The 15,262-nt window shown below is 53.1% G+C and carries 13 protein-coding genes; 6 read left to right on the top strand and 7 right to left on the bottom strand.

Annotated features, from left to right (window positions below):
* Positions 1-60 precede the first annotated feature (60 nt).
* A complete protein-coding gene (gene plsB / locus K7X24_RS12980) occupies positions 61-2,574 on the top strand; it encodes a glycerol-3-phosphate 1-O-acyltransferase PlsB (RefSeq protein WP_224555239.1) in 2,514 nt (837 codons plus the stop codon).
* A 143-nt stretch (positions 2,575-2,717) separates the two neighbouring features.
* Here the strand turns inward: plsB and ubiA are convergent, their stop codons facing one another.
* The 5 genes from ubiA to K7X24_RS12955 all read right to left on the bottom strand — a co-directional run bounded on the left by ubiA (position 2,718) and on the right by K7X24_RS12955 (position 7,090).
* On the bottom strand, positions 2,718-3,581 hold the full coding sequence (gene ubiA / locus K7X24_RS12975; protein ID WP_224555238.1) for a 4-hydroxybenzoate octaprenyltransferase: 864 nt from the start codon (positions 3,579-3,581) through the stop codon (positions 2,718-2,720).
* 34 nt (positions 3,582-3,615) lie between these two features.
* Entirely contained in the window at positions 3,616-4,125 is a 510-nt protein-coding gene (gene ubiC, locus K7X24_RS12970; RefSeq protein WP_039282400.1) for a chorismate lyase, read from the bottom strand.
* Positions 4,126-4,390: 265 nt separating this feature from the next.
* On the bottom strand, positions 4,391-6,037 hold the full coding sequence (gene groL / locus K7X24_RS12965; RefSeq protein ID WP_224555237.1) for a chaperonin GroEL: 1,647 nt from the start codon (positions 6,035-6,037) through the stop codon (positions 4,391-4,393).
* Between the two features lie 45 nt (positions 6,038-6,082).
* Positions 6,083-6,376 (bottom strand): co-chaperone GroES, encoded by a 294-nt coding sequence (locus K7X24_RS12960; RefSeq protein WP_005971295.1) that lies wholly within the window; start codon positions 6,374-6,376, stop codon positions 6,083-6,085.
* A gap of 237 nt (positions 6,377-6,613) precedes the next feature.
* A complete protein-coding gene (locus K7X24_RS12955; RefSeq protein WP_224555236.1) occupies positions 6,614-7,090 on the bottom strand; it encodes an FxsA family protein in 477 nt (158 codons plus the stop codon).
* Positions 7,091-7,556: 466 nt separating this feature from the next.
* Between K7X24_RS12955 and aspA the strand changes: the two genes are divergently transcribed.
* The 5 genes from aspA to K7X24_RS12930 all read left to right on the top strand — a co-directional run bounded on the left by aspA (position 7,557) and on the right by K7X24_RS12930 (position 13,640).
* Positions 7,557-8,996 (top strand): aspartate ammonia-lyase, encoded by a 1,440-nt coding sequence (aspA, locus tag K7X24_RS12950; protein WP_224555235.1) that lies wholly within the window; start codon positions 7,557-7,559, stop codon positions 8,994-8,996.
* A gap of 342 nt (positions 8,997-9,338) precedes the next feature.
* Positions 9,339-10,640: an anaerobic C4-dicarboxylate transporter gene (locus tag K7X24_RS12945; protein WP_224555234.1), complete on the top strand. Its 1,302-nt coding sequence runs from the start codon at positions 9,339-9,341 to the stop codon at positions 10,638-10,640.
* Between the two features lie 147 nt (positions 10,641-10,787).
* The gene (gene cutA, locus K7X24_RS12940; protein ID WP_198998004.1) at positions 10,788-11,120 is read left to right on the top strand and encodes a divalent cation tolerance protein CutA; all 333 of its coding nucleotides are present in this window, start codon (positions 10,788-10,790) and stop codon (positions 11,118-11,120) included.
* Positions 11,096-12,826, top strand: a complete 1,731-nt coding sequence (locus K7X24_RS12935; RefSeq protein WP_224555232.1) for a protein-disulfide reductase DsbD — start codon at positions 11,096-11,098, stop codon at positions 12,824-12,826. Before cutA ends, K7X24_RS12935 begins: the two co-directional genes overlap by 25 nt.
* A 238-nt stretch (positions 12,827-13,064) precedes the next feature.
* A complete protein-coding gene (locus tag K7X24_RS12930; RefSeq protein WP_040030982.1) occupies positions 13,065-13,640 on the top strand; it encodes a transcriptional regulator in 576 nt (191 codons plus the stop codon).
* Here the strand turns inward: K7X24_RS12930 and K7X24_RS12925 are convergent.
* Positions 13,637-14,227 (bottom strand): LysE family translocator, encoded by a 591-nt coding sequence (locus K7X24_RS12925; RefSeq protein ID WP_224555230.1) that lies wholly within the window; start codon positions 14,225-14,227, stop codon positions 13,637-13,639. The two genes, K7X24_RS12930 and K7X24_RS12925, sit on opposite strands and share 4 nt — an antisense overlap.
* A gap of 35 nt (positions 14,228-14,262) precedes the next feature.
* Entirely contained in the window at positions 14,263-15,108 is an 846-nt protein-coding gene (locus tag K7X24_RS12920; RefSeq protein WP_010301509.1) for an AraC family transcriptional regulator, read from the bottom strand.
* Positions 15,109-15,262: the final 154 nt, after the last annotated feature.

Raw genomic sequence — 15,262 nt, 5'->3', positions numbered from 1 at the left:
TCTCCGGCGCAGTTTCTGTTATCCTTGCGGCGCATTGCTAACAAGAGGCTCCACGTTGTTATGTCAGGTTGGCGTAAAATTTACTATAAATTATTGAATCTCCCACTGAAATTGCTGGTGAAAAGCAAAGTTATTCCCGCAGATCCCGTGGTCGAGTTGGGGTTAGATCCCTCACGTCCTATACTCTATGTTCTGCCTTATAACTCTCAGGCGGATCTCTTGACGCTACGTGCGAAATGCCTGGCATTGGGGCTACCCGATCCTTCGCTACCGTTCGAATTCAATGGCGTCGAACTTCCTAGCCACGTCTTTATTAATGACGGGCCTCGCGTCTTTCGCTATTACGTTCCCAAGCAGAAATCCGTCAAGCTGTTCCACGACTATCTGGACCTGCATCGTGCTAATCCAGATTTAGACGTACAGATGGTGCCGGTTTCCGTGATGTTCGGGCGCTCTCCAGGCCGGGAAGGCCACTCTCAGGCCACACCACACCTGCGATTGCTCAACGGTATCGAGAAATTTTTCGCCGTCCTGTGGCTAGGCCGCGACAGCTTTGTCCGCTTCTCCAGCCCAGTATCGCTGCGCTATATGGCGACCGAGCACGGCACTGACAAAACCATAGCCCACAAACTGGCGCGTGTCGCACGTATGCATTTCTCCCGCCAACGTTTGGCGGCAGTTGGACCGCGCTTGCCGGTGCGTCAGGAGCTGTTTAACAAGCTGCTGGATTCCAAAGCGATCAAGAAAGCCGTCGACGATGAGGCGCGCAGTAAGAAGATTTCTCATGAGAAAGCGCAGCAGAATGCGATTGCGCTGATGGAAGAAATCGCCGCCGATTTCTCCTACGAGGCCGTGCGTCTGTCGGATCGCGTATTAAGCTGGACGTGGAACCGCCTTTATCAGGGGATTAACGTCCATAACGCCGAACGTGTTCGCCAACTGGCGCAGGATGGTCACGGCATTGTCTATGTGCCCTGCCACCGCAGCCACATGGATTATCTGCTGCTGTCCTATGTCCTGTACCATCAGGGTTTAGTGCCGCCGCACATCGCCGCAGGCATCAACCTTAATTTCTGGCCAGCAGGGCCAATCTTCCGCCGTCTTGGCGCGTTCTTTATTCGCCGTACCTTCAAAGGCAACAAGCTGTATTCCACGATTTTCCGTGAATATCTGGGTGAGCTGTTTGCCCGCGGTTATTCGGTTGAATACTTCATGGAAGGCGGACGTTCACGCACGGGCCGTCTGTTAGAGCCGAAAACCGGTACGCTAGCGATGACCATCCAAGCCATGCTCAGAGGCGGTACGCGCCCTATCACGCTAGTACCGATTTATGTCGGCTACGAACATGTGATGGAAGTCGGCACCTATGCGAAAGAGCTGCGCGGCGCGGTGAAGGAAAAAGAAGGCTTTATGCAGATGGTGCGCGGTTTGCGCAAACTGCGTAATTTGGGTCAGGGTTACGTGAACTTCGGCGAACCCCTCCCGCTGACAACCTATCTGAATCAGCATGTTCCGCAATGGCGTGATGCAATCGATCCCATCGAAGCACAGCGTCCAAGCTGGTTAACGCCGACGGTGCAGGATATCTCTATGGATATTATGGTGCGCATCAATAATTCTGCGGCAGCAAACGCGATGAACTTGTGCTCTACGGCCTTGTTAGCCTCGCGCCAGCGTTCACTGACGCGCGAACAAATGCACGAACAGCTGGATTGCTATCTGCAGTTGCTGCGTCAGGTTCCTTATCATAAAGATATTACGGCACCGAAGAAGACAGCGGATGAACTGCTGGAACACGCGCTGGGTATGAACAAGTTTGAAGTAGAAAAGGATAGCATTGGCGATATCATCATTCTGCCGCGCGAGCAGGCGGTACTGATGACGTACTATCGCAATAACATCCAGCATCTGTTGGTCTTGCCGTCACTGATCGCCAGCATCGTCATCCATCATCGCCGGATTACGCTTGACGAAGTCGTGCGACAGATCACGCTGGTCTATCCGCTGCTGCAAGCCGAGCTGTTCCTGCACTATTCCAAAGAACAGTTGCCAAGCGTGCTGGAAACGTTGGCTAACGAACTGATTCGACAAGAGCTGCTATGTAGCCGTGACGGTCAATTAGCTATCAATCCGCCACGCATCCGTACGCTGCAACTGCTGTCAGCAGGCGTGCGTGAAACGCTGCAACGCTATGCGATCACGCTGTCCTTGCTGTGCGCGAACCCAGCAATCAACCGTGGAACACTGGAGAAAGAAAGCCGGAATATGGCGCAGCGCCTGTCCGTTCTGCACGGCATCAACGCGCCGGAATTCTTTGATAAAGCGGTGTTCTCAACGCTGGTCGCCACCTTACGTACAGAAGGGTATATCACCGATAGTGCGGAAACAGCGCAAGGCGATATCGTGGCAATCTACAATATCCTCGGCGATCTGATCACACCGGAAGTTCGGTTAACTATCGAAAGCGCCAGCTCACCTGCTGAAATGGAAGCCAGCAATCAGTTGGGAACCGACGGTCAGATAGAAACCAATGATCCGGCAGCAGAAAAAGCGGAAGAGACAAAGCAGGCGTAACCCCAGACGGGTGTCACGGGAGAATGGCGGATAACACGCCGCCATCAAGCCCTAGATGCGTTTGGCATGACAAACATCTCTGAGCATTCCACCATAAAAAAAGCAGCGAGAAATCGCTGCTTTTTTGTCTCTGTCGGTTCGACCTACAGGCCAAACAGCACGCCAATAAATATTGCCATACCCGCATATTTATTATTGTGAAAGGCTTTGAAACAGGCATCACGTTCGCGCCCAGCGGTCAGGATTTGCTGATAAACAAACATTCCCGCAGCCACCAGCAGCGAAATATAGTATGGCGTTCCTAATCCGGTGGTGATGCCCAAAGCCAGTAGCAATGCCAGCATACTGAACTGCAGTAACCCGATGATGATATTGTCAAAACGGCCAAATAGGATCGCGGTGGATTTTACGCCGATCTTCAGGTCATCATCACGATCCACCATCGCATATTGGGTATCGTAGGCGACCGTCCAGCAAATATACGCTAAAAACATCATCCAGCAGCTCGCCGGCAGGCTTTCACTCACCGCCGCGTAAGCCATCGGGATTGACCAGCCAAACGCCGCGCCCAGCACAAACTGAGGCAGATGGCTGACCCGTTTCATAAACGGATAGACCCATGCCAGAACCAGCCCCGCAACGGATAGCCAGATCGTCATCTTATTCAGCGTCAGCACCAGACCAAACGCCAGCAAGACCAGCACGACAAACAGCACTTTGGCCGCTCGCTCACTCACCTCACCGCTAGGCAACGGGCGAGAAGCGGTTCGTTTTACATGGCCGTCAAAATGGCGATCGGCATAATCATTGATGACGCAGCCTGCTGCACGCATTAAGAAAACGCCAGCGACAAAAACAAGCAGCGTCCACGGTGCTGGCGCTCCCCCACCCGCTAGCCACAGCGCCCATAGCGTTGGCCACAGCAGCAACAGAGAACCTATTGGTTTATCAATTCGCATCAAGCGACAATAAGCCAGCCATTTCCCTGCTGTAATACTTCTTTCCAAGGATTTATCTCCTCAAATTACCTGCCAACCTTCATCACCGGCTGAAATAAATCGGTGATTCCGGTAAGAAAAGCTCAGTCAACAGTAACGGATAACCCGAGACACACAGGCGGGAACGTCGCGCCCATAAGCCTTCACTGCATCCGGTATGGATATAGTCACGCGTCAGCGCCTTTTGCCCAAACAGGTAGCGGCCTAGCGGCTGATTGCCTATTTTCGTCAGGGCTGAATCCGTGCCGTCGAGCGTTTGTTGCGGAACAATGGTACGGCCAAAAAGCCAGGGACGATCGTCACCATACAGCACCACTTCACGCAGCCAGTAACGCTCACTGTAAGGCAGTTGTTCGCGCTCTTCGCCCAGCGCCTGTGGCGTAATAAATTTCTCACTGCACAGGATGGTCTTCAGTTGGGCACAATATTTTTCCAGTCGCCGCGTCATGGAGCCGGTTTCCATCAGCCAGTCACCAATGTGCTCAGGTAATACCGAAGGGGGCTCAGTAAACCAGGAAATAGAGCGCAGAAGCGTAGACGCATCGTCAGACATTGTCCCTACTCCGAACAGGGTTGTTTTGAATAAAAAGGTATTCGTAAATAAAGTAACGCCGCCATTGTAGCGCAGAATGCTTCCCCCGATAACAGGCTATAAACGCATTCATCAACGATACGGCAACATTTCAGCAATGCTGCGCATAAAAAAAGCACCACCCAGTCTCGCGACCAGATAGTGCTCTTTAAAGGACAGAAAGACGTACTTCTGTAACCTGACTCCCTGTCACCAGAAAATGGCTTCCGGCGACAATCGCGTCCTATTACATCATGCCGCCCATACCACCCATGCCGCCCATACCACCAGCGCCACCTAAGTCAGGTGCATCGCCTTTAGGCAGGTCGGTTACCATACATTCAGTAGTGATCATCAGACCAGCAACAGAAGCTGCGAACTGCAGTGCAGAACGGGTGACTTTGGTTGGGTCCAGAATACCGAAGTCGATCATGTTGCCGTATTCTTCAGTTGCTGCGTTGTAACCGTAGTTACCGTCACCTGCTTTAACGTTGTTCGCAACCACAGATGGCTCTTCGCCAGCGTTGGCAACGATCTGACGCAGTGGAGCTTCCATTGCGCGCAGCGCAACTTTGATACCCACGTTCTGGTCTTCGTTTTGAGCAGTCAGAGAAGCCAGTTTGGCTGCAACGCGGACCAGCGCAACACCACCACCAGCAACCACGCCTTCTTCTACCGCAGCGCGAGTCGCAGCCAGGGCATCTTCAACGCGTGCTTTCTTCTCTTTCATTTCAACTTCAGTTGCTGCGCCAACTTTAATAACGGCTACGCCGCCAGCAAGTTTAGCCACACGCTCTTGCAGTTTTTCTTTGTCGTAATCTGAGGTTGCTTCTTCAACCTGCTGACGGATCTGAGTAACACGGCCCTGGATCGCAGTTTCTTCACCTGTACCATCGATGATGGTGGTGGTGTCTTTGTTGATCACAACGCGTTTTGCCTGACCCAGATCTTCCAGCGTCGCTTTTTCCAGCTCCAGACCGATCTCTTCAGAAATAACGGTACCACCAGTCAGCGTAGCGATATCTTGCAGCATCGCTTTACGACGGTCGCCGAAGCCTGGTGCTTTCACCGCAGCAACTTTCACGATGCCACGCATGGTGTTAACCACCAGCGTCGCCAGCGCTTCGCCTTCAACATCTTCAGCAACAATAACCAGCGGTTTGCCCGCTTTCGCTACGGCTTCCAGTACTGGCAGCATTTCGCGGATGTTGGAGATTTTTTTGTCAGCCAGCAGAATGAACGGGCTTTCCAGTTCTACAGCACCGGTTTCCGGCTTGTTGATGAAGTACGGAGACAGGTAGCCACGGTCGAACTGCATACCTTCAACCACGTCTAGCTCATCTTGCAAACCGGTTCCTTCTTCAACAGTGATAACACCCTCTTTCCCGACTTTTTTCATTGCTTCGGCAATCATTTTGCCTACGGTTTCGTCGGAGTTAGCGGAGATGGTACCAACCTGAGCGATAGCTTTAGAGTCAGAGCACGGCACGGACAGTGTTTTCAGCTCTTCAACTGCGGCGATAACGGCTTTATCGATACCGCGCTTCAGATCCATCGGGTTCATGCCCGCTGCAACAGCTTTCAGGCCTTCAGTAATGATTGCCTGCGCCAATACGGTTGCGGTCGTGGTGCCGTCGCCTGCTGCGTCATTCGCTTTAGAGGCAACTTCTTTCACCATCTGTGCACCCATGTTTTCAAACTTGTCTTCCAGCTCGATTTCACGCGCAACAGATACGCCGTCTTTAGTAATGGTCGGTGCACCGAAGGATTTATCCAACACGACGTTACGGCCTTTCGGGCCCAGGGTAACCTTCACTGCATCAGCCAGTACATTTACGCCGCGCAGCATTTTTACGCGCGCGTCATTACCGAATTTTACGTCTTTAGCTGCCATGATGTACTTCCCTTAAATTCTTTCAGTTCAGATGATTACACGCAATTACGCTTCAACAATTGCCAGAATGTCGCTTTCAGACATGATCAACACTTCTTCGTTATCGATCTTTTCTGCTTTCACGCCATAGCCATCGTTGAAAATAACGATGTCGCCAACTTTCACATCCAGCGGCTTCACTTCGCCATTTTCCAGGATACGTCCGTGACCTACGGCCAGAACTTCACCGCGGGTAGATTTACCCGCAGCGGAACCAGTCAGTACGATACCGCCAGCAGATTTTGACTCAACTTCTTTGCGCTTGACGATCACGCGGTCATGCAATGGACGAATATTCATTGATAGCTCTCCTTTGAGAAAGTCCATATCGGTTTAGGATAAACGCCGACTATGTTTCATAACGACTATGCTTTTCATAATCGGCCTTGTGGTGTTCTAAATGGGGGCGTTTCACCGCCCTTCAAGGGAAAAAAATTCATTTTTTTTGCGTTAGGTAGCCGCTTGTCGCTAACAGCAGATAAAAAATAAGGATTATCAATATGATAATCCTTATCTGCTTTTCAATTCGTCTTGACGTTAACGGTCATCACGATCGTCATGGTGTTCAATATTTCCGCGCCCGCCATCCTTGCGCTGGTATTCACCTTCAAAAGTGTTACCGCCGGAAGATGACGCGCCTGGGCCAGAACCAGAACGCCAGACATGTAGGTGAGGCAACAGTTTGAGTGTCAGCCTTTTCTGCACCGGCGGCAGCAGCAACAGCAGCCCCAGAAAGTCAGTCAGAAAGCCCGGAATCAGGAGCAGGAAACCCGCCAGCACCAGGGAAACACTTTTTACCATCTCGGCAGCTGGGCTTTCACCTGCTGCCATTTTCTGCTGCATCTGCACCAGCGTTTTCATCCCCTGATTACGCACCAGCGAGACGCCCACACAGGAGGTGAAGACGACCAGCAGCAGGGTCATGGCGACGCCAAGCACCTCAGCCACCTGAATAAACAGCGATATCTCGATGTAAGCCAAAAGAAAAATAAGTAATAACGGTAACCAGCGCACCCGGTACTCCTGTGTTTTTTACGCGTACTGTTTTTTAATAAAAACATCTGTTAATAAAAACGAGTTAAGCCATCGCTATTGAAAATCCAGTACGCTTTACTACCAATGGATTAGGTAAAACGCGCGCCTGCTCTGCGATCTAGCACATCATGATTTACTGAAGTGGGTACGACTTTCCGCATTTTCAAGCCGCCGCCCTACGATTATTGTTCTAAAATAGTGACTCGTGACTACAGTCACAGTTCATTTACCATAGTGGTAGAGAACGCCAGTATAGTGATCTAAACACCTATTTTTCGCTGTCGTAACGACATATCCTCACGGCAATGGATACCTGGTTGGTCAAACATCCCGAGGCTATTGCCGAGATTAGACGGTTTATCCGAGATAACAGATAACGCCGCCCGACACACCAGCCCACAACGTCTAGTTGCATCACTAGTCGCACAACAGGATAAGCACTCTCATGTCAGAAAACATCCGTATTGAAGAAGACCTGTTAGGCACCCGAGAAGTTCCCACAGACGCGTATTATGGCGTTCACACGCTGCGCGCCGTCGAAAATTTCTATATCAGTAACAATAAAATCAGTGACATTCCTGAGTTCGTGCGCGGCATGGTGATGGTGAAGAAAGCCGCAGCGCTGGCGAACAAAGAGCTGCAAACTATCCCGAAAAAAATCGCCGACGTCATCATCCGCGCCTGCGATGAAGTGCTGAATAACGGCAAATGCATGGATCAGTTCCCAGTAGATGTCTATCAGGGGGGCGCTGGCACGTCGGTCAACATGAATACCAACGAAGTATTAGCCAATATTGGTCTGGAATTGATGGGACACCAGAAGGGCGAATACCAGTATCTGAACCCCAACGATCACCTGAATAAATGCCAATCCACCAATGATGCCTACCCCACCGGATTTCGTATCGCGGTCTACGCGGCCATACTGAAATTGACGGATGCGATAGCAAAGCTGAGTGATGGTTTCGAGCGTAAAGCCAAAGAGTTTGAAGACGTTTTGAAGATGGGGCGGACTCAGTTGCAGGACGCCGTACCGATGACGCTCGGCCAGGAGTTTCATGCGTTCAACGTGCTGTTGCAGGAGGAAATTAAAAACCTGCTGCGCACGGCGGAACTGCTGCTTGAAGTCAATCTGGGTGCGACCGCGATCGGTACGCGCCTGAATACGCCGGACGGCTACCAGCAACTGGCGGTACAGCGTCTGGCGGAAGTCAGCGGCCTGCCGTGCGTGCCCGCAGAGGATTTGATTGAAGCCACGTCAGACTGCGGTGCCTATGTGATGGTACACAGTTCGCTGAAGCGTTTGGCCGTGAAGCTGTCGAAAATCTGTAATGACCTGCGTCTGCTCTCTTCCGGCCCGCGCGCTGGCCTGAATGAAATCAACCTGCCGGAGCTACAAGCGGGTTCCTCAATCATGCCCGCTAAGGTTAACCCAGTGGTGCCGGAAGTCGTCAATCAGGTGTGCTTCAAGGTCATCGGTAACGACACCTGCGTCACGATGGCGTCAGAGGCCGGGCAATTACAATTAAACGTGATGGAGCCGGTCATCGGTCAGGCGATGTTTGAATCGACCCACATTCTGACCAATGCTTGCTACAACCTGCTGGAAAAATGCGTCAACGGCATCACTGCCAATAAGAGCGTGTGCGAAGCCTATGTCTTCAACTCCATCGGGATTGTGACGTACCTGAACCCGTTCATCGGCCACCACAACGGCGATATCGTCGGTAGAATCTGCGCCGAAACAGGGAAAAGCGTGCGTGAAGTCGTACTGGAGCGCGGCCTGCTAACGGAAGCCGAGCTGGATGATATTTTCTCCATCCAGAACCTGATGCATCCGGCGTACAAAGCCAAACGCTACACCGATGAAAACGAGCTTCCCTAATACCGACATCTAATTCCAACAGGCACGTCCGTTCACGAAGAACAGCGTGCCTTTATTTTTTGCCGTCTACGGCCATAAGAATAAGTTATGTACTCTAAATAATTCGAGTTGCGTGACAAAACGTGAGCGTTTTGAACAACGCTCTGCGTTGGTCCTTTAGGACAAGGCCGCATGGCCTTGTAACGCAGCAACCGCATGACAAATCGGTTCTAGGCCAATTTGAACAGCGCTAGCGTTGGCCCGAAGGGTGAGGCCTCAAAGAGGATCCGAGTATTGCCAACGCACAAGCAGCTTGAAGTATGACGAGTAGATTGAATTTTTTATTAATTAAGGAGCATAGTCATGCTTGGTCTTGAGTTACTGATCGTTCTGCTCGCCATCTATTTGGGGGCACGACTGGGAGGCATCGGCATTGGTTTCGCCGGTGGCCTGGGAGTGCTTGTTCTTACGCTGGGGTTTCAGATAAAACCCGGCGTCATCCCTTTTGATGTCATTGAAATTATCATGGCCGTTATCGCCGCCATTGCCGCCATGCAGGTGGCGGGCGGAATGGATTATCTGGTCAGTCTGGCGGAGAAACTGCTGCGTAAGCACCCGAAATACGTCACCTTTCTTGCGCCGCTGGTCACTTACTTCATGACGATTCTGGCCGGAACTGGACACACCGCATTTTCCACATTGCCGGTTATCGCTGAAGTCGCCAAAGAGCAGGGAATTCGCCCTTCTCGCCCTCTCTCTATCGCCGTTGTTGCTTCGCAAATCGCGATTACCGCCTCGCCAATCTCGGCGGCGGTGGTGTTTGTCGCCGGTATTCTTGAGCCGCACGGCGTCAGCTATCTGCTGCTGTTAGGGATTTGTATTCCGACCACACTCGCCGCGATCATACTGACGGCCATTGTGACCAACTTCCTGGGTAAAGAGCTGAAAGACGATCCGATTTATCAGGAACGTCTGAAAAAAGGCGAAACCACGCTGCGCGGTAATAGCCAGCATGAGGTCAAACCAGGTGCCAAGCTTTCCGTGATGCTGTTTCTGATCGGCATCGTCGCTGTCGTTCTGTATGCCACGGCAATCAGCGGCACCGTTGGGCTGATTCAAAACCCGGTTCTGCCACGTAACGAAGCTATCGTGGTCTTTATGCTGACCATCGCCACGCTGATTTGCATCACCTGCAAAATCGACACCTCGCGTATCCTCTCCGCCAGCACGTTTAAGTCCGGCATGAGCGCCTGTATCTGCGTGATGGGCGTGGCCTGGCTGGGTGATACCTTTGTTAAAGCGCACATTTCTGATATTCAGGATACCGCTGGTGCGCTGCTGCAAAGCTATCCGTGGATGCTGGCTGTTGTGCTGTTCTTCGCCGCTACCCTGCTTTACTCACAGGCGGCAACGGCAAAAGCGCTGATGCCTGCTGCGCTGCTGTTGGGCGTGTCTCCGGTCACGGCTGTAGCGTCTTTTGCTGCCGTTTCCGCCCTATTCGTTCTGCCGACCTATCCTACCCTGCTAGCCGCAGTGGAGATGGATGACACTGGCTCAACGCGCATCGGCAAATTTGTGTTTAATCATTCTTTCCTGATTCCTGGTGTGATGGCAATTACGCTGTCGGTAATATTTGGCTTTATCCTCGGCAGCATCCTGATCTAAAGATTGCCATTAAGACAGAACCTTGCGGATCGGCTGACTCGTCGATCCGCCTCATCCTCTCGCACAGTTCATTCCCTTCAAACAATAAAGCAAGGTATAGTGTGGCTCTGGTTGTCTGGAATTTGTTCATCTGACACGGAGGATGTGATGTCTGACCGCCCGCTTAGCGATGCTGTCGTCATATTATGTACCGCACCTGACGACGCCTGCGCGCAACGGCTTGCCGACTCGCTGCTGGAAACGCGGCTTGCCGCCTGCGTCACCCTGCTTCCCGGCGCACGTTCGCTCTATTACTGGGAAGGCAAGCTCGAACAGCAATCAGAAGTACAAATGCTGATAAAAAGCGATACCTCACATCAGCAAGCGCTGCTGACTCATCTGAAACAACAACACCCTTATGATACGCCGGAGCTGTTAGTTCTGCCGGTATCTGGGGGCGATAGCGATTATCTGACATGGCTCAACGCATCTTTACGCTGATTTTCCTGTTATGGACGGCTTTCGGCACACCCAGTGTGGCCGCCTCTTCTTTCGGCCAGAAACTGTTTGGCAACAGCACAACGTCACGCTTTCTGCCCGTCGATGGGGCTTTCGCCTTTGAGTTTCAGCAGCAGGATAACCAGCTCAATCTGCGCTGGGATATCCATCCCGATTACTACCTGTACCGCGCGCAAATCAAGATCGAAGGGAACGGTGCTACGCTTGGCAAGGTAGAGCTGCCACAGGGCGAAAGCCATAACGACGAGTTCTTCGGTCAGGTCTTTATCCTACGGGATCGGCTGGCGCTAACGGTTCCGATTCAACAGGCCGAAAGCGGCGCGACGGTTAAAGTCACCTATCAAGGCTGCGCCGATGCGGGTTTCTGCTATCCGCCGGAAACGCGCGTCGTTCCTCTCAGTCAGGTGCTGGCTAATGCAGGCACGGCTACATCGAATACCGCATCAGCCCAGACAGCACTGCCGCAGACCACGCCGATGCCGTTCTCGCCGTGGTGGGCGCTGTTGATTGGTATCGGCGTCGCTTTCACCCCCTGCGTCCTGCCGATGTACCCGCTAATCGCCAGTCTGGTGCTGGGTAGAAAAGAACAGCTGACGCCGCGCCGCACGCTGCTGCTGTCGATGACCTATGTTCAGGGCATGGCGCTCACCTACACGCTGCTCGGGTTGGTTGTCGCCGCCGCCGGATTACGCTTTCAGGCGGCGCTCCAGCATCCGTACATTCTGATTGGCCTGTCGGTGATGTTTGCTGCGCTGGCGCTGTCCATGTTTGGTCTGTATACACTCCAGCTTCCGTCATCGGTACAAACCCAGCTGACAGAGTGGAGCAACCGTCAGCAAGGTGGCTCCGTTACCGGCGTATTCTGCATGGGCGCTCTGGCGGGACTCATTTGTTCCCCCTGCACCACCGCCCCGCTCAGCGCCATCCTGCTTTATATCGCCCAGAGCGGCAACATGCTGGCAGGTGGCGGCACGCTTTATCTCTACGCGCTCGGAATGGGATTACCGCTCATTCTGGTCACGCTGTTCGGCAACAAACTGCTGCCGCGCAGCGGCCCGTGGATGCAGTACGTTAAGGAAGCGTTTGGCTTCATTATTCTGGCACTGCCCGTCTTCCTACTGGAACGTATTCTGGGTGAAACGTGGGGAATGCGTCTGTGGAGCGCACTCGGCATCGCCTTCTTCGGCTGGGCGCTTATGCTGACGTTGCGTAGCAGCAAAGGCTGGATGCGTGGCGTACAGTTGCTGCTGCTGGCAGGCGTAGTGATCAGCGCTAAACCGCTGCAAGACTGGGTATTCCCCCCAACTGGCGCGGCGCAAGCCCACACATCGGCACTGAACTTCTCCCCCGTCGCCAACATTGCCGATCTCAACAGCGCGCTGGCAAAGAGCGCTCAGCCTGTTATGCTCGATCTTTACGCTGATTGGTGCGTGGCCTGCAAAGAGTTCGAGAAATACACGTTCAGCGACCCGGCGGTGCAAAACCATCTGTCGCGCATCACGCTGCTACAGGCGGACGTCACCGCTAACCGCGAAGAACAAAACGCGCTGCTGAAAAAGCTACAGGTTTTAGGGCTGCCGACCATCGTCTTTTTTGACGCGCAGGGGAAAGAAATCCCCGGCTCGCGCGTCACCGGTTTTATGAACGCTGAACAATTTAAGACGCATTTACAGAAATTCAGCCCATAAACGACGATATATACCCTAAATAATTCGAGTTTCAGGCAGGCGGCAAGAGAAGACATCCCGATGAGCTTACATCGGTAAGTGATTCGGGTGACAAATCTGCCGGGAGCAGATTTGAACGCTGCTCGCAGCGGCCCCGACGGGGCGAGGCTCATGGATGAGCCGAGTAACGAGCGAAGCCAACGCACATTCAACTTGAAGTATGACGGGTATACCTACATGTGCTTCTGGAGGAGACCTAATGCAACGGGAAGACGTTCTTGAACATGCGCTTACTCTGCTGGAGCAGCACGGATTTGCCATGACGACGCTGGATATGCTGGCGGAAAAACTGGGGGTTCCGGTAGAGGAACTGACGCCATTCTGGCCAGATCGGGAGGCGCTGCTGTACGACGGCCTGCGTCACCATAGCCAGCAGGTCGATACCTGGCGACGTCAGCTTCTCTTAGACGACGAGAAAAGCATCGAGCACAAGCTGCTGGCGCGCTATCAGGTGCTGCATGAGTCGGTGAATAAACAGCGTTATCCGGGCTGCTTGTTTATTGCAGCATGCAGCTTCTTCCCTGATATCAACCACCCTATTCACCAAATTGCGGAACAGCAGAAGCTGGCGTCTTACCAGTACACTCGCGATTTACTGGAAGAACTGGAAACGGACGATCCCGAGATGGTGGCACAGCAGATGGAGTTAATTCTGGAAGGCTGCCTGAGCAACCTGCTGGTCAAGCATCAGGCCGCCAGCATCGCCACCGCCCAGCGGCTGGCAGAGGATGTCTTACGCTTTGCGCTGTGCCGCAAAAACGGCGCGTTGACCTAAGCGAGCATGCCTGCCCAGGCGGAAACGAACAGACACAGCGCCATCAGGCGCTGAAAACGCACCATTGCAACGGTGGTGCGAAACACCCTGTTCACCGCTTTCCCCAGCCCTGCCCAGCACACCAGACAGGCCATCGAGATAATCAAAAACCACAGCGCCATGATCGATACCTCCCGCAATGCATGCTCCCCCGCAGGGGCGAACAAGCTCACGACGGCCAATGCCATCATCCACGTTTTCGGGTTGATCACCTGTAACAACGCCGCTGCACGAGCCGTAAAACGGTGGTGCGATTCGCCAGAGAGAGTAGCCGCAGGTGCCCTAAATAACTGCCAACTCATCCAGCTTAGCCACAGCACACCCGCCCAGCTCATCACCTGACGAACCACCGGATACTGACGCAGCATCTCTCCCGCGCCAGCACCGGAAATCAGAACGATAGCGCTTGCCGCCACACAGGCACCGACCACTGCGGGTAGCGTGTTTCTCACGCCATGGCGCTGGCTGTTGGTCAAAATCAGGATATTCGTTGGCCCCGGCGTTATCGAGGCGACAAAGGCAAACAATAGAAACGGCATCAAACTCACAGGTCACTCCTTTTTTAAGAGCCCTGACTGTGCCGCTATTTTCTGGAAACGTCTGGAAGGTTTGTGCACAACCGACGGTAATGAGCTGGCGAGATCCGATAGGCCCGCTGAAACCACCGACCAAGATGGCTTTGATCGGAGAAACCTAGGGCCGCAGCCACGTCGGCAGGCTGATCGCCGCATGCCAGTCGCTGCCGTGCTTTCGCCAAACGAAGCTGGATAAGCCAGGCGTGCGGAGCCAGATGAAATTCACGTTTAAAGCAACGAGTCAGCGTGAAGCGGTCGGTGCCCGTCTCCCGCGCGAGGTCAGACAGACCGATATTTTCGCCCAGATGCGCATAAAGATAATCGCGTGCGCGATGAGCCACCGCCGTGCTTTGCAGCTGCGAGGGTAACCTTTTTCGCCAGTGACAATGGGCGGTGATCTGCGAAAGCAGGTTATCCATGGCGCTCTGCTGCACGATTTTCATTTCATCGTTGTGAAGCGTGGCGAACGTGTCGCCAATCGAACGGACCAGTTGTGGATCACGCGTGAGTGTTTGCGCAAAATGAAGCGAGTAACTTCCTGGCGTGGAGGCATATAAGCCGTGCAGCGCATTAGTCAGCCACTGCTCATCGAGGTAAAACGTCAGATAGGTAAACCCACCATCTACTGGCGCGTCACCGTCGTGGATTTCACCCGGTTCCAGCAAAAAAGCATCGCCGGGACGACTACGATGTCGTTCACGGCGGCAATGAAACTGCTGCGTACCGGAAAGGGTCACCCCCACGAGATAGCTGTCGTGCCAGTGTGGATCGTAGGCGTGCCCCTCAAAATGCGCCTTGATCGTTTCAATCCCCGTATCTGCATGCTGACGTAGCTCAAGCCAGTCGTTCGCCATCTCGCTCCCCTCTTTTCGCTATCAGCATTACCCGTTCATACGCATCAATTCTGGAAGATTTGTGCAAAATCGACGCCTACCCGATCAGATTGCCGTAAAGTTAATCAGTTGAACAGCTTTTCCCTAAATAGGGTTGACGATAATACGGGATTAA

Source organism: Pectobacterium versatile, from assembly GCF_020166435.1.
GTDB classification, from domain to species: Bacteria; Pseudomonadota; Gammaproteobacteria; order Enterobacterales; family Enterobacteriaceae; genus Pectobacterium; species Pectobacterium versatile.
This window is presented reverse-complemented; position numbering and strand designations above follow the sequence as displayed.

Coding starts and splice junctions, on each gene's coding strand:
- plsB (WP_224555239.1), top strand. CDS start 61: ATGTCAGGTTGGCGTAAAATTTACTATAAATTATTGAATCTCCCACTG.
- ubiC (WP_039282400.1), bottom strand. CDS start 4,125: ATGTCTGACGATGCGTCTACGCTTCTGCGCTCTATTTCCTGGTTTACT.
- groL (WP_224555237.1), bottom strand. CDS start 6,037: ATGGCAGCTAAAGACGTAAAATTCGGTAATGACGCGCGCGTAAAAATG.
- K7X24_RS12960 (WP_005971295.1), bottom strand. CDS start 6,376: ATGAATATTCGTCCATTGCATGACCGCGTGATCGTCAAGCGCAAAGAA.
- aspA (WP_224555235.1), top strand. CDS start 7,557: ATGTCAGAAAACATCCGTATTGAAGAAGACCTGTTAGGCACCCGAGAA.
- K7X24_RS12945 (WP_224555234.1), top strand. CDS start 9,339: ATGCTTGGTCTTGAGTTACTGATCGTTCTGCTCGCCATCTATTTGGGG.
- cutA (WP_198998004.1), top strand. CDS start 10,788: ATGTCTGACCGCCCGCTTAGCGATGCTGTCGTCATATTATGTACCGCA.
- K7X24_RS12935 (WP_224555232.1), top strand. CDS start 11,096: ATGGCTCAACGCATCTTTACGCTGATTTTCCTGTTATGGACGGCTTTC.
- K7X24_RS12930 (WP_040030982.1), top strand. CDS start 13,065: ATGCAACGGGAAGACGTTCTTGAACATGCGCTTACTCTGCTGGAGCAG.
- K7X24_RS12920 (WP_010301509.1), bottom strand. CDS start 15,108: ATGGCGAACGACTGGCTTGAGCTACGTCAGCATGCAGATACGGGGATT.